The organism is Arthrobacter sp. 05N428_2, assembly GCF_056397065.1.
The window spans coordinates 297,117-311,992 of sequence record NZ_JBFTMR010000005.1 but is presented as its reverse complement, the minus strand read 5'-3'; the positions used below and the strand labels follow the sequence as shown (position 1 = coordinate 311,992).

The window sequence follows — 14,876 nt, the reverse complement described above, 5'->3', positions numbered from 1 at the left end:
ACAACCCCTCCGGATTGGATGCACCCCGGCTCGATGCTCCCCGTCTCGATCGCCAGGTGTGCTTCGCCATGTACGCGGCGTCGCGGGCCGCCACCGCTGCGTACCGGCCCATGCTCGACGAACTCGGCCTGACCTACCCGCAGTACCTCGTAATGATGGTGCTGTGGGAGGACCAGCCCCGTAGTGTCCGCGGGTTGGGCCGGGAACTCGGTTTGGATTCCGGCACCCTCTCGCCGCTGCTCAAGCGGCTCGAGTCGCTTGGGTTGGTGGAACGACGGCGGTCCGCCGCGGATGAGCGGCGCGTCGAGGTCTTTCTCACCGCGGCGGGCACCGCCCTCAGTGCCCGCGCCAAAGGGATCCCGCAGCGGCTGGCGGACTCCGCCGGACTGTCGGCCGCCGAACTGGACCAGCTCCGCGAGACACTCGTCCGGCTCACGGCCGCCCTGCACTCGGCCCACTGACCCGCCGGCAGACGGCGGTCCGCGGCTCCCCATACTTTCCTGCTCCCCAACAGATTGGAACCCCCGTGAAGACCCTCTACACCGCCGAAGCACTGGCGTCCGGCGACGGACGTGACGGCAACGCGCAAAGCAGCGACGGCAAACTCACCGTCAGCCTGGCGAGCCCGGTGGAACTTGGCGGCACCGGCGAAGGTACGAATCCCGAGCAGCTCTTCGCTGCCGGCTACGCGGCCTGCTTCCACTCCGCCCTGCGCCTCGTCAGCCGTAAGGAGCGCGCCGACCTGACCGATTCGGCCGTTGCCGCCAAGATCCACTTCGGCGCACTCGAAGAAGGAGCCGGCTACGGCCTCGCGGCCGAACTCGAGATCGCCCTGCCCGCCGTGGACCGGGAAACCGCCGAGGCCCTGGTGGCCAAGGCGCACCAGATCTGCCCGTATTCGAACGCCACCCGCGGCAACATCGCCGTGGACATCAAAATCCTGGAGGTCGCAGCATGAGCACCACCCCTGAGAGCACCACGCTCCCCACCACCACCCGCGAAATCCAGCTCGCGTCCCGGCCGCACGGCCGCCCCGTCCCGGACAATTTCCGTCTCGCCGAGTCGCCCCTGCCCGAACTGCAGGACGGCCAGGTCCTGGTCCGCAACCTCTATATCTCCGTGGACCCCTACATGCGCGGCCGGATGAACGACGTCAAGTCCTACTCCGCGCCGTTCGCCCTCGGTGCCGCGCTCGACGGCGGCGCCGTCGGTGAAGTGATCGCGTCCCGTTCCGCGGAGCGTTCGGTGGGGGACACCGTCGTGCACCAGCTTGGCTGGCGGGACTACGCCGTGCTGAATGCCGGCGCAACGATGCCGGCCCGCACCGACCTGGCACCGGCGTCTGCGTTCCTCGGCGCGCTCGGGATGACCGGCCTGACGGCGTACACCGGGCTGCTCAAGGTCGCGGAATTCAAGCCCGGTGACGCCGTTTTCGTCTCCGGTGCGGCCGGAGCCGTGGGCTCCCTCGTGGGCCAGATCGCGAAGGCCAAGGGAGCCTCACGGGTGATCGGAAGTGCCGGCACCCCGGAAAAGGTCGCCCGGCTGCTGGAACTGGGCTTCGACGCCGCCTTCAACTATCACGACGGGCCCGTCCGTGAACTGTTGCAGCAGGCTGCGGGGGAGCAGGGCATTGATGTCTACTTCGACAACGTCGGCGGCGAGCACCTGGAGGCCGCGCTTTCGGTGCTGAACGTTGGCGGACGGGTCGCCATGTGCGGCGCCATCGCGCAGTACAACTCCACCGAGGCACCGGCCGGACCCCGCAACCTTGCGTTGGCCATCGGCAAGCAGCTCACCCTCCGCGGCTTCCTGGTCAGCGGCCAGCAGCAGCACGCGGCCGAGTTCGCCGGTCAGATGGCTGCGTGGCTGGCCGACGGCACAGTCCGCTACGACGAGACAGTAGTAGACGGGCTGGAGAACGCGCCGCAGGCCTTCATCGACCTGCTGGAGGGCGCCAACACCGGAAAGATGCTCGTCCGGCTCTGACCGGACTCCCGCAGCAACCCTTGAGGCCCCGATGTCTGCGATTTCGGGGCCTCAAGCGTGTTTCCGCACAGGAGGGCATACCGCTTGGTAACAAGTTCTCAACAATCTGGGAAATGGCTGTGAAGTGTGTTACTCGACGTGTTCCGGGCCACTAAAGTGGCTTGCATCCGTGCGCCTCGGCGCAGTGCTGCGAATCCGTCAGTGACAACAGTGTTTCGGGGGAAAACCGGAAGCAGACTCATTGGACTCGACGCAGCGCTTATCTCTTTCTTCCTGGAGGAACTTTGAAGAACTCACTGCGCGCAACCTTCAAGCGCGGTTCAATGGCCGGTGTCGCCACCGCGGGCGCGGCCGCCCTGCTGCTCACCGGGTGCGGTGCCGCCCCGACCTCGCCGGCTGCTTCCGGCTCGGCGACGAAATCGGACTACACCGCGTGCATGGTGTCCGACTCCGGCGGATTCGACGACAAGTCGTTCAACCAGTCCGGTTACGAAGGTTTGCAGCAGTCCGTCAAGGATCTCGGCATCCAGGAGAAGCACGTCCAGTCCAAGGCTGACACTGACTACGATCCGAACCTGCGCTCCATGGTGCAGCAGGGCTGCAAGCTCACCGTGACGGTCGGGTTCCTGCTCGGCGACGCCACGAAGTCCATCGCGACGGCCAACCCGAACAGCCACTTCGCGATCATCGACTACAACGACCCCACATTCCCCAAGAACGTCAAGCCGATCGTCTACGACACGGCCCAGGCTGCGTTCCTGGCCGGCTACCTGGCCGCAGGCACCACCAAGACCGGCAAGGTCGCCACCTTTGGCGGCATCAACATCCCCACCGTCACCATCTTCATGGACGGCTTCGCCGACGGCGTGAAGTACTACAACCAGAAGAAGAGCAAGAACGTCCAGCTCCTCGGCTGGGACAAGGACAAGCAGGACGGCACCTTCGTCGGTGACTTCAAGCAGGTCGACAAGGGCAAGGTCCTGACCCAGGGCTTCCTGGACCAGGGTGCCGACATCGTCCTGCCGGTGGCCGGACCGGTCGGCGGCGGGGCAGGCAGCGCGATCCTGGACGCCAAGGCCAAGGGCAAGGACGCCAAGCTGATCTGGGTTGACTCCGATGGCTACCTCACCGCCGCGGAGTACAAGTCCGTGATCCTCTCCTCCGTCCAGAAGACCATGTCCACCGCTGTGGAGTCGGTCATCAAGGACGATAAGGACGGCAAGTTCGACGCCGCTCCCTACATCGGAACCCTCGAAAACGGCGGCGTGGCCCTGGCCCCGTTCCACGATCTCGATTCCGCTGTTCCGGCAGACCTCAAGAGCGAACTGGACCAGCTCAAGAAGGACATCATCTCCGGTAACGTCAAGGTCGAGTCGAAGTCCAGCCCGACCAAGTAGGCACCGAACCGCGGGGCGCGCTGCCCTTCCGCCGTCACCTCGGCCGAAGGGCAGCGCGTTCTCTTTTGCTGGCCAAGCTGCCCTGCCCGGGGACCGCCAGCAGCGGCCTGCCGGCAGCTTTTTTGCTGGCGGCCTGCCCTGCCCAGGAACCACCCGTAACACTAGGCTGGGATTACCCGCTGCCCCGGCGCCGACAGCGCGCCGGAGCAGATCAATACACACACAGATTGGTTGGGGTTTTGAAACTCGAACTGAAAGGGATCACGAAGCGATTCGGGTCCCTGGTAGCCAATGACCACATCGATTTGGTCGTCGAGCCGGGGCAGGTGCACTGCCTGCTGGGAGAAAACGGCGCAGGGAAATCCACCCTGATGAACGTGCTCTACGGCCTGTACGACCCGACCGAAGGTGAGATCCTGGTCGACGACAAACCCGTCGTGTTCAAGGACCCCGGTGAGGCGATGGCCGCCGGCATCGGCATGGTCCACCAGCACTTCATGCTCATCCCGGTCTTCACCGTGGCCGAGAACGTGGCGCTGGGCAACGAGACCACCAAAGCCGCCGGCCTGCTCAATCTGGACGCCACGCGCGAGAAGATCCGCCGGATCTCGGACCAGTACGGGTTCGACGTCGACCCCGACGCCATGGTGGAGGACCTCCCCGTCGGCGTCCAGCAGCGGGTCGAGATCATCAAGGCCCTGGTCCGCGACGCCGAGGTGCTCATCCTGGATGAACCCACCGCCGTGCTGACGCCGCAGGAGACCGATGAACTCCTGGACATCATCCGGCAGCTGAAGCGGGACGGTAAGTCGATCGTCTTCATTTCCCACAAACTGCGTGAAGTCAAAGCCATCTCGGACACCATCACGGTCATCCGCCGCGGCAAGGTGGTGGGCCAGGCCGACCCGACGGCTTCCGCTACCGAGCTGGCTTCCGCCATGGTCGGCCGCGCGGTGAGCCTGTCTTTGGACAAGTCCCCGGCCAAGACCGGCGAGGTGACCTTCAAGGTCCGGAACCTGACCGTGACCGACCACAACGGCCAGCGCGTCGTCGACGACCTGTCCTTCGACATTGCCAAGGGCGAGGTGCTCGCCATCGCCGGCGTGCAAGGCAACGGCCAGACGGAACTGACCGAGGCCATCCTCGGGGTGCAGCCGCACGTCGCCGGCTCCATCACCCTCGACGGCGAGGAACTGCTGGGCAAGAGCGTCAAGCACGTGCTCGGCGCCGGCGTCGGCTTCGTCCCCGAGGACCGCACCCTGGACGGGCTCGTCGGCACGTTCACCATCTCCGAAAACATGATCCTGGACCTCTACGACAAGGCACCCTTCGCGCGCGGCGTCGGCATGAAGCCGGGTGTGATCGCGGAAAACGCGGCCAAGAAGGTCGAGGAATTCGACGTCCGCACCCCGTCGGTCTCGGCCGCGGTGGGCACGCTCTCCGGCGGCAACCAGCAGAAGGTCGTCCTGGCCCGCGAACTCTCCCGTCCGCTGCGCCTGTTCATCGCCTCGCAGCCCACCCGCGGGCTCGACGTCGGCTCGATCGAGTTCGTCCACAAGCGCGTGATCGCCGAGCGTGACCACGGCACGCCCGTCATGATCGTCTCCACCGAACTGGACGAAGTGATGCAGTTGGCCGACCGGATCGCGGTGCTCTACCGTGGACGGCTGGTGGGCATCGTTCCCGCCACCACGTCCCGCGACGCCTTGGGCCTGATGATGGCCGGCGTTCCGGCCGCAGAAGCCGAAGCCAGCGCCTCCGCCCACGCCCCCAGCGGCACGACGACGGCGGCGGTTCCGGAGCCTGCCGGCCACGAAGGAGAAACCCATGTCTGAGAAGACAACCCCGGAGCCGGCTGCTCCCGCTCACAAACCCGTAGCAGAACCCGCTGGGCTCGAGGCCCCTGCGCCTACCCCCACCGAGGCCGTGGCCTCGGACGTCGTCCTCGACACCGCCGGCGGCCAGATGCCGCCGTCGGCGGTTCCGGCCGCCACCCAGCGGCGCAGCCGGGACCGGAACGGGGACGGCGGCTCGGTGCTGCACCAGATCTTCACCGGCAACGCCATGGTTTCCGTTCTGTCCGTGCTGCTCGCCATCGTGCTCGGCGGCATCCTGATGGCCGTGACCAATCCCAAGGTCGCGGCCGCGGCAGGCTACTTCTTCGCCCAGCCCGGGGACCTCCTGACCGAGGTCATCCGGCCGTACATTGCGCTGGTGCAAGGCTCGATCTTCAACTGGGCCGGCACCGACCTGGGCGCCCAGTTGTACCCGATCACCGAGACCTTCACGGTTGCCACCCCGCTGATCTGCGCCGGGCTCGGCGTCGCCCTGGCGTTCCGCGCCGGTCTGTTCAACATCGGTGCGCAGGGCCAGATCATCTTCGGTGCGCTCTTCGGCGCCTATGCCGGCTTCGCCTGGCACCTGCCGATCGGGCTGCACCTACTGGTGGTCATCCTCGCCGGCCTGGTCGGCGGCGCGGTCTGGGGCGGCGTCGTGGGCCTGTTGAAGGCCCGCACCGGCGCGCATGAGGTGATCGTGACCATCATGCTCAACTACATCGCCAACTTCCTGCTGCTCTTCCTGCTCACCACCCCGGCGTTCCAGCGCAAGGGATCCACCAACCCCATCTCGCCGTTCCTGGACTCCACCGCGCTGTTCCCGGAACTGCTGGGACCGCAGTTCCGCCTGCACGCCGGCTTTCTGGCCGCGATCGTGGCCACCGCGTTCGTCTGGTGGTTGCTGAACCGGTCCACGATCGGCTTCGAGTTCCGGGCCGTCGGGGCGAACCCCAGCGCCGCCCGCACCGCCGGGATCAACGTCGCCCGCAGCACCATCCTGGTGATGGCGATCGCCGGCGCCCTGGCGGGGCTGGCCGGCATCGCCCAGGTGTCCGGTACGGAGAAGTACCTTTCCGGCGGCGTCGCCGCCTCGATCGGCTTTGACGCCATCACGGTGGCACTGCTGGGACGCTCGACGCCGTGGGGAACCTTCTTCGCGGGCCTGCTGTTCGGTGCGTTCCGCGCCGGCGGCGTGGCCATGCAGGCGCAGACGCAGACCCCGATCGACATTGTGCTGGTCATCCAGTCGCTGATCGTGCTGTTCATCGCGGCGCCGCCGCTGGTCCGTGCGATATTCGGACTTACCCCCCGTAAGAAGAAGACCACCAAAAGTGGAACCGTCGGCTCAACCACCGGCGGCGTGAAGAGCGGAGCGGCAGCATGAGCGCCACGACACAATCTCCCGCCAGCAAGCAGCCCGGCACCGGACACGGCGCCAACCGCGCCGGCAACGGCCGGAGCGGCGCCACGGCGGCCACCTCGGAGCTGGTGAGCTGGAAGGCCGGCGTCGGGCTGGGCCTGCTGGCCGTCCTTGGCACGGTCCTGTTCGGCTTCCTGGCCAACACTAAGTCCGCCGGCTTCCGGATCGCCGAGGCACGAGACCCCAGCGCCTCCTCCGCGGCGGCCTGGATCACCCTGGCCGTCGCCCTGGCGGCCGCCGCGTACGTCGGCTACCGGTGGATCAGCCAGCGCCGCGAGGGCGCTCCGGTGGACCGCTGGATTCCCGCGACCACCATCGCCGCCGTCGTCGTCCTTGGTCTTGCCGCCCTGGGCGTCGCCCGGGTAGAGAAGATCACCGTACCCTCGATGGTGCTCGGCTGGATCTGCTCCGTCCTGCTGCTGGCACTGGCCGGGTACGCCTGCTTCCTGACCGTACAGCGGAAGAAGGTCCCGGCGTGGCTGGGCGGCACCTTCGCGGTGGTCTTCCTGGTCGGCTTCATGATCTGGATCGTCGCCGGTGGCCGGGACACCGAACCGTCTATCTCCCTCGGCGGGCTGATGGCCGGCGCGGTGACCCTGGCCGTTCCGCTGGTCTTCGGCTCGCTCTCCGGCGTGCTCTGCGAGCGTGCCGGCGTGGTGAACATCGCCATCGAGGGCCAGCTGCTCCTCGGCGCCTTCTCGGCCGCCGTCGTCGCCACCGTTTCGGGCAACGTCTACGTGGGACTCATCTCGGCGGCAGTGGCGGGTGCGCTCGTGTCCCTGGTCCTGGCCGTGGTGAGCATCAAATACCTCGTCAACCAGATCATCGTCGGCGTGGTGCTCAACGTCCTGATCAGCGGCCTCACCAGCTTCCTGTTCTCCACCCTGCTCACGGCCGATCCCGAGCACCTGAACAAGCCCGGCCGGCTGCAGGCGGTCGACATCCCGTTCCTCGCCGACATCCCGATCATCGGACCCATCCTGTTCCATCAGTCGCTGGTGGGCTACCTGATGTACGTCGCCGTGATCGTGGTCTACGTGGGCCTGTTCCACACCAAGTGGGGCCTTCGCGTGCGTGCCGTCGGCGAACACCCGCAGGCGGCGGACACGGTGGGCATCAACGTCAACCGGACCCGATTCCTTAACGTCCTCATGGGCGGGGCGATCGCCGGTATCGGAGGCTCCTTCTTCACCCTGGTCTCGGTGGACGCGTTCAGCAAGGACATGTCCGGCGGCCGCGGCTACATCGCCCTGGCGGCCATGATCTTCGGCCGCTGGAACCCCATCGGGGCGTTCCTGGCCGCGCTGCTGTTCGGCTTCGCCGACAACCTGCAGAGCATCATCACCATCATCGGCTCACCGGTGCCCAGCCAGTTCATGGCAATGCTGCCGTACGCCCTGACCGTGATCGCCGTCGCCGGGCTGGTGGGACGGTCCAGGCCGCCCGCGGCCGACGGCATACCGTACGTCAAGGGCTGAGAGCCATGCGCGAAGAGCAGGCCTTCGGGGCCCCGGGTCCCGGCGTCGCAGGTTCCGGCGCCCCGGCCCCCGGCGTCGACTGGGCGGCCCTGGCGTCCGCCGCGGTCGCGGCGATGAAGAATGCCTATGCACCGTATTCGAAGTTCGCGGTGGGGGCGGCTGCCCTCACCGCGGACGGCCGGATCGTGAGTGGCTGCAACGTCGAGAACGCCAGTTACGGGCTCACGTTGTGCGCCGAATGCGCGCTGGTCGGCAACCTGCACATGACCGGCGGCGGTCTGCTGCGCGCCTTCTATTGCGTGGACGCGGACGGCAGCGTGCTGATGCCGTGCGGCCGCTGCCGGCAGTTGCTCTACGAATTCCGGGCCCCCGACATGGAGCTCATGACCACCCACGGCATCAAGACGATGGACCAGGTGCTGCCCGATGCATTTGGCCCCGAGAACCTGGAGGAAACCCCGTGACACAGACCAGCAGCCGCGCTGACGCGTTTGACGCCGTCGACATCATCCGCATCAAGCGGGACAAAGGCGTCCTCAGCGCCGCCCAGATCGACTGGACGATCGACGCCTACACGCGCGGCGCAATCGCCGAGGAACAGATGGCGGCCCTCAACATGGCCATTCTGCTCAACGGAATGGACCGGGCCGAGATTTCCCGCTGGACCGCCGCGATGATCGCCTCCGGCGAGCGGATGGATTTCTCCAGCCTGCGCCGGCCCGACGGCGGCGTGAAAGCCACCACGGACAAGCACTCCACCGGCGGCGTGGGGGACAAGATCACCCTTCCGCTGGCCCCGCTGGTGGCTGTCTTCGGCGTCGCTGTCCCGCAGCTCTCCGGCCGCGGCCTCGGCCACACCGGCGGCACGCTGGACAAACTGGAAGCGATCCCGGGCTGGCGCGCGGACCTGAGCAACGAGGAAATGCTGGCCCAACTGCAGGACGTGGGAGCCGTCATCTGCGCCGCAGGCGCCGGGCTGGCCCCCGCGGACAAGAAGCTTTATGCGCTCCGCGATGTGACCGGCACGGTGGAGGCCATTCCGCTGATCGCCTCCTCGATCATGAGCAAGAAGATCGCCGAGGGCACCGGGTCGCTGGTCCTGGACGTCAAGGTGGGCAGCGGCGCGTTCATGAAGGATGAGGCTCGGGCGCGGGAACTGGCCGAAACCATGGTGGCCCTAGGCAAGGACGCAGGTGTCCACACGGTGGCGCTCCTGACCAACATGAATACGCCTCTGGGCCTCACCGCGGGCAACGCGATCGAGGTCGAGGAATCCGTGGAGGTTCTCGCCGGCGGCGGCCCGGAAGACGTCGTCGAACTGACTGTCCGCCTGGCCGAAGAGATGCTGGCCGGCGCCGGCATCCGCGACGCCGATCCGCGCGCCGCGCTCAAGGACGGCCGGGCCATGGACGTCTGGAACCGGATGATCGAGGCCCAGGGCGGCGACCCGCGGGCGAAGCTCCCCGTCGCCGAGGAATCCGAGACCATTTACGCGCCGGCCGACGGCGTGCTGGTGGAGCTCGACGCGATGGCCGTGGGTGTCGCGGCCTGGCGTCTTGGCGCCGGCCGCGCCCGCAAGGAGGACCAGGTCCAGGCCGGAGCCGGGGTACGGATGCACGCCAAACCAGGCGCCACGGTCCGCGCTGGCGAGCCGCTGATGACTCTGCTCACGGACACCCCGGGGAAATTCGAGCGGGCCAAAGAGGCGCTCGAACACGCCGCAGTGATCGCACCCGAAGGCTCCCGGCCGGCCCAGCAACTCATCATCGACCGCATCGCCTAGGCGTCCGGCATTAGACTGGCACCAGCATTCCGGGAGAAACCGGGTTCCGCCGTGCGTTAGGAAACCGTGCAGGCAATTAACGACTTCATCCTGGCAGCCGCAGGCCAGCCTTGGGCCCTGTTCCTCGTCTTCGCCTGCTGCTTGATCGACGGGTTTTTTCCGCCGGTCCCGAGCGAATCGGTGGTGGTCGGCCTGGCGGCCGTCGCCGCCTCAGCCGGGGTGCCCGACCCGCTCCTGCTGATCGTGGTGGCCGCCGCCGGCGCCTTTGCCGGAGACAACATCGCCTACCTGATCGGCCGGGCCACCGGAACCGGCCGCTGGGCATGGATGCGCAGGCACCGGGCACAGCGGGCATTCCGGTGGGCGGGCGACGAGCTCCGGAAACGGCCGGCGTCGCTGATCATGGTTGCGCGGTTCGTCCCGATCGGCCGGGTGGCCGTCAACCTGACCGCCGGCGCCACCAACTACGCGCACTCCAGTTTCGTCGGGCTAACGGTCCTGTCCGCCATGCTGTGGTCCGGCTACTCGGTCGCCATCGGTCTCTTCTTCGGCCAGTGGTTCGAGGACAACCACCTGCTGGGCGCCAGCATCGCCATCATCTGCGCCATTGCCCTGGGCATCGCCGTCGACCTCGCCATCAGCAGGCTGCGCGGCAGGCTGCCTGAGGAGCTGGCGGCGGACCGGTCAGCGCCGCCAGCCGAGGGGTAGGAACCGTGCCGAGCACGCCGGAGCCGCAGCCGGCGTCATCATGCAGCGCGCGTAGCGCAATACGCCCCGCGCGTGGGACACTTAGGTGCGATTCATGTCACGTCGGTGCCGTCTGCCTGTGAGTTCCAATCCAGTCCGTCCCGGTTACGTCCCGACCCTTTCAGTTGTCTAGGAGCACAGCCGCGTGGAGTTCATTAATGAGGCCGTGCTCCATGCAGCCGGACAGTGGTGGATCTACCCCGTGCTGCTGGCCTTTTTCTTCGTTGACGGCTTCGCCATGGTGGTCCCCAGCGAGACGCTGATCGTGGCACTGGCCGCCTATTCGCGGCACAGCGGCGAGCCCAACCTGTGGCTGCTCGGCCTGACGGCACTGGTCGGCGCGATCGCCGGCGACAACATGGCCTACCTGCTGGGCCGGAAGATCGGCCTTGAGCGGTTTCGCTGGATGCGCAAGCCGAAGGTGCAACGGGTGTTCGGCTGGGCCCGCTACGAACTTGAGAAACGCGGCGCCGTGCTGATCTTCACGGCCCGCTACATTCCCTGGGGCCGGGTGGCCGTCAACTACGTCGCAGGCACCACGGCCTTCCCGCGCCGCAGGTTCTTCTTCCTGGACGCCTTCGCCTGCTTCACCTGGGTGGTCTACTCGATCGGGATCGGCGTCCTGGCCAGCTCCTTCCCCTGGCTGCACCACAACCCGCTCCTGAGCGCCGGGATCGCCGTCGTGTTTGCGCTTGTCCTGGGCGTTGCCATCGACCACGCCCTGCGGTGGTGGCACAACCGCCTCGGACGGCACGACCAGCCGGCGCCCGCGGACGCCGTGCCGGACGACGGGGCGGTGCCGGCGCCCGGCTCCGCGCTCGGTGCCCGGACCGCGGACAGCGACGCGTCCCGCAAGTAGCGCGCGGCGCCGTCCGACCCTATGGTTGGAACGTGACTGAGACTAATCTTGACGCTGCCCCTGACCTCGACTTCGACCTGAAGAGCCTCCCCAAGGTTTCGCTTCACGACCATCTGGACGGCGGCCTGCGCCCCGCCACCATCATTGAACTTGCCGAACAAGCCGGCCACACTCTGCCCTCCACCGACCCGGTGGCGCTGGGCGAGTGGTTCCGCGAATCCGCCGACTCCGGCTCGCTGGTGCGCTACCTTGAGACTTTCGACCACACCATCGCCGTCATGCAGACCAAGGAAGGCCTGTTCCGCGTCGCGAAGGAATTCGTCGAGGACCTCGCGGACGACGGCGTCGTGTACGGCGAGGTGCGCTGGGCCCCGGAGCAGCACCTGCAGCAGGGCCTGTCCCTGGACGACGCGGTTGAGGCAGTCCAAGCCGGCCTCGACGCGGGCGTCGACGCCGTGGCCGAGACCGGCCGCGATATCCAGGTCGGCCAGCTGATCACGGCCATGCGGCACGCCGACCGCGGCCAGGAGATCGCAGAACTTGCCGTCCGGCACCGCAACAAGGGCGCCGTGGGCTTCGATATTGCCGGCGCCGAGGACGGCTTCCTCCCGGCCCGCTTCAAGGACGCTTTCACCTACCTGGCCCAGCACAATTTCCCGGCCACCATCCACGCCGGCGAAGCCGCCGGCCTGGAGAGCATCCAGTCCGCGCTGGTGGACGGCCGGGCCCTGCGCCTGGGCCACGGCGTGCGGATCGCCGAAGACGTCACCGTCGAGTTCGACGAGGACGGCGCCGGCGACGCGGACCCCGACAGTGACGAAGTCGATGACAACATCGGCCTCGTGACCCTCGGCGAGCTCGCCAGCTGGGTCCGGGACCGGGGCATCGCCCTGGAAATCTGCCCGTCCTCCAACCTGCAGACCGGCGCGATCGCCCGCTTCGGTGAGGGCATCGAAAGCCACCCGGTGGACATGCTCTACCAGCTCGGCTTCAACGTCACGATCAACACGGACAACCGGCTGATGAGCGGCGTGACCCTGACGGACGAGTTCGAACTGCTCGTGGAAACCTTCGACTACGACCTGGACGACCTGCTCGAGCTGACCCTGAACGCGGCCGAGGCCGCCTTCCTGCCGCTGGAGGAAAAGGAAGCCCTGGTCGAGTACATCAACGAGGCCTACGCCGACCTTGGCTAAGGACCCCAACGCCGTGGACGCTCCGCTCGGCGACCTGTTGCGAACAGCCGCCGAGCTGCGCGTCCACTGCCCCTGGATGGGCGCCCTCAGCCACGAATCCCTCGTGGAGTACCTCCTCGAGGAGGCCTTTGAGGTCGCCGACACCATCGAAGCCGGCGGCGGCGACACCGAACTTCAGGCCGAACTCGGCGACGTCCTGCTGCAGGTGGTCCTGCATGCCCGGCTCGCCGAGGAGCGCGGCGCCTTTGACTTCGACGACGTCGCCCGGGGGCTGCAGGAGAAGATGGTCCGGCGCAATCCGCACGTCTTCCGCCCCGACGGCTCCCTGCAGGACTCCTTCCCGGCCACGGTGCAGGAGATCGTGCTGACCTGGGACGCCGTCAAAAAGGCCGAGAAGCCCGAACGCCGGGACGCGTTCGAGGGCGTGCCGGCCGCGCTGCCGGCGCTGGCCCGGGCACAGAAGCTGCTGGACCGCGCCGGCCGCGCCGGCCTGCCGCCGGCCACTGAACCCGCCTCCGGTGCGGGAGCCGCCACCGAGGAGGAGCTCGGCGCACTGCTGTTCGGCATTGTCGCCGCCGCCCGCCGCAACGGACTGGACGCCGAACGTGCCCTGCGCGCCGCCAACCGGCGCTTCGAACACAACGCACGCCCCGGTTCCGGCACGTGAAGACCGGCATCGCGCGGCATCCCGCCGGAGGATACCTGCGCAGCGTCCGGGGACTGGATAGCCTTCCGTAACGAGGCCCACTCTCGACTAGGCTAGAGACGACGAGGACGTCGGTTTTCAGCTCGATCCACCGCTAGATTCCCAGCAGTCAGATTCCCAGCAGATCGCTTCACCCAAAGGAGCATATTCATGGCGCTTATCGATGCCATCCACGCCCGCGAGATTCTCGATTCCCGCGGCAACCCGACAGTAGAAGTTGAAGTTCTGCTCTCCGACGGCCAGATCGGCCGCGCAGCAGTTCCCTCCGGCGCCTCCACCGGCGAGCATGAGGCCGTGGAGCTCCGCGACGGCGACAAGGGCCGTTACCTGGGTAAAGGTGTCCAGAAGGCCGTCGACGCAGTCATCGACCAGATCGCGCCCGCGCTGATTGGCTTCGACGCGACCGACCAGCGCAGCATCGACCAGGCCATGATCGACCTGGACGGCACCCCCAACAAGGGCAAGCTCGGCGCCAACGCGATCCTGGGCGTCTCGCTCGCCGTCGCCAACGCCGCAGCCGCCTCGGCCGACCTGCCGCTCTACAAGTACCTGGGCGGCCCGAACGCCCACGTCCTGCCGGTGCCGCTGATGAACATCCTCAACGGCGGCTCGCACGCCGACTCCGACGTCGACATCCAGGAATTCATGGTGGTCCCGCTCGGCGCCGAAACCTTCTCCGAGGGCCTGCGCTGGGGCGTCGAGGTCTACCACGCGCTCAAGGCGGTGCTGCAGTCCAAGGGCCTGGCCACCGGCCTCGGCGACGAGGGCGGCTTCGCACCGAACCTGCCCTCCAACCGCGCGGCCCTGGACCTGATCCAGGAAGCCATCAAGAACGCCGGTTACACCCCGGGCAAGGACATCGCGCTCGCCCTCGACGTCGCCTCCTCCGAATTCTTCAAGGACGGCGCCTACCAGTTCGAAGGCAAGACCCTCAGCTCAGCCGACATGAGCGCCTACTACGCGGAACTGGTCGCCGACTACCCGCTGGTCTCGATCGAGGACCCGCTGGACGAGAACGACTGGGAGGGCTGGAAGACCCTCACGGATGCGATCGGCGACAAGGTCCAGATCGTGGGCGACGATCTGTTCGTCACCAACCCGGAGCGGCTGCAGACCGGCATCGATTCGAAGACCGCCAACTCGCTGCTCGTCAAGGTCAACCAGATCGGCTCGCTGACCGAAACGCTCGACGCCGTCTCCCTGGCCCAGCGCGCCGGTTACACGACCATCACCTCGCACCGCTCCGGCGAAACCGAGGACACCACGATTGCCGACATCGCGGTTGCCACCAACGCGGGCCAGATCAAGACCGGTGCCCCGGCCCGCTCCGAGCGCGTCGCCAAGTACAACCAGCTGCTCCGCATCGAGGAAGAACTCGACGACGCCGCACGCTACGCCGGACGCAGCGCCTTCCCGCGTTTCAAGGGCTAGTACCCGCAAAAATCAGGAACCGGTGGCTATGGTGG

14 protein-coding genes are annotated in these 14,876 nt (G+C 67.5%); all 14 read left to right on the top strand.

Annotated features, from left to right (window positions below; genetic code table 11):
* The first annotated feature begins 68 nt into the window (after nucleotides 1-68).
* The 14 genes from AC1DGI_RS08065 (at nucleotide 69) to eno (ending at nucleotide 14,841) form a co-directional block, all read left to right on the top strand.
* Nucleotides 69-461, top strand: a complete 393-nt coding sequence (locus tag AC1DGI_RS08065; RefSeq protein ID WP_476898428.1) for a MarR family winged helix-turn-helix transcriptional regulator — start codon at nucleotides 69-71, stop codon at nucleotides 459-461.
* Between the two features lie 65 nt (nucleotides 462-526).
* Nucleotides 527-958, top strand: a complete 432-nt coding sequence (locus AC1DGI_RS08060; protein ID WP_476898388.1) for an organic hydroperoxide resistance protein — start codon at nucleotides 527-529, stop codon at nucleotides 956-958.
* Nucleotides 955-1,986: an NADP-dependent oxidoreductase gene (locus AC1DGI_RS08055; protein WP_476898387.1), complete on the top strand. Its 1,032-nt coding sequence runs from the start codon at nucleotides 955-957 to the stop codon at nucleotides 1,984-1,986. Before AC1DGI_RS08060 ends, AC1DGI_RS08055 begins: the two co-directional genes overlap by 4 nt.
* Nucleotides 1,987-2,270: 284 nt before the next feature.
* Nucleotides 2,271-3,383 (top strand): BMP family lipoprotein, encoded by a 1,113-nt coding sequence (locus AC1DGI_RS08050; RefSeq protein WP_441400409.1) that lies wholly within the window; start codon nucleotides 2,271-2,273, stop codon nucleotides 3,381-3,383.
* 239 nt (nucleotides 3,384-3,622) lie between these two features.
* Entirely contained in the window at nucleotides 3,623-5,218 is a 1,596-nt protein-coding gene (locus AC1DGI_RS08045) for an ABC transporter ATP-binding protein (RefSeq protein WP_476898386.1), read from the top strand.
* On the top strand, nucleotides 5,211-6,605 hold the full coding sequence (locus AC1DGI_RS08040; protein WP_476898385.1) for an ABC transporter permease: 1,395 nt from the start codon (nucleotides 5,211-5,213) through the stop codon (nucleotides 6,603-6,605). The genes AC1DGI_RS08045 and AC1DGI_RS08040 overlap by 8 nt, the downstream gene beginning before the upstream one ends.
* Nucleotides 6,602-8,119 carry an ABC transporter permease gene (locus AC1DGI_RS08035; protein WP_476898384.1) on the top strand — a complete coding sequence of 506 codons (1,518 nt, stop codon included), beginning with the start codon at nucleotides 6,602-6,604 and terminating at the stop codon, nucleotides 8,117-8,119. Before AC1DGI_RS08040 ends, AC1DGI_RS08035 begins: the two co-directional genes overlap by 4 nt.
* A gap of 5 nt (nucleotides 8,120-8,124) precedes the next feature.
* Nucleotides 8,125-8,583 carry a cytidine deaminase gene (locus AC1DGI_RS08030; RefSeq protein ID WP_476898383.1) on the top strand — a complete coding sequence of 153 codons (459 nt, stop codon included), beginning with the start codon at nucleotides 8,125-8,127 and terminating at the stop codon, nucleotides 8,581-8,583.
* Nucleotides 8,580-9,902, top strand: coding sequence for a thymidine phosphorylase (locus AC1DGI_RS08025; protein WP_476898382.1), 1,323 nt, complete (start codon nucleotides 8,580-8,582; stop codon nucleotides 9,900-9,902). Before AC1DGI_RS08030 ends, AC1DGI_RS08025 begins: the two co-directional genes overlap by 4 nt.
* Before the next feature lie 66 nt (nucleotides 9,903-9,968).
* Nucleotides 9,969-10,610, top strand: a complete 642-nt coding sequence (locus AC1DGI_RS08020) for a DedA family protein (RefSeq protein WP_476898381.1) — start codon at nucleotides 9,969-9,971, stop codon at nucleotides 10,608-10,610.
* Nucleotides 10,611-10,794: 184 nt separating this feature from the next.
* The gene (locus tag AC1DGI_RS08015) at nucleotides 10,795-11,508 is read left to right on the top strand and encodes a DedA family protein (protein WP_476898380.1); all 714 of its coding nucleotides are present in this window, start codon (nucleotides 10,795-10,797) and stop codon (nucleotides 11,506-11,508) included.
* A gap of 32 nt (nucleotides 11,509-11,540) precedes the next feature.
* Entirely contained in the window at nucleotides 11,541-12,704 is a 1,164-nt protein-coding gene (locus tag AC1DGI_RS08010) for an adenosine deaminase (protein WP_476898379.1), read from the top strand.
* A 76-nt stretch (nucleotides 12,705-12,780) separates the two neighbouring features.
* Nucleotides 12,781-13,371, top strand: coding sequence for a MazG nucleotide pyrophosphohydrolase domain-containing protein (locus tag AC1DGI_RS08005; protein ID WP_476898427.1), 591 nt, complete (start codon nucleotides 12,781-12,783; stop codon nucleotides 13,369-13,371).
* A 189-nt stretch (nucleotides 13,372-13,560) separates the two neighbouring features.
* Complete coding sequence (eno, locus tag AC1DGI_RS08000; protein WP_441402986.1) at nucleotides 13,561-14,841, top strand: phosphopyruvate hydratase; 1,281 nt, start codon at nucleotides 13,561-13,563, stop codon at nucleotides 14,839-14,841.
* Nucleotides 14,842-14,876 lie beyond the last annotated feature (35 nt).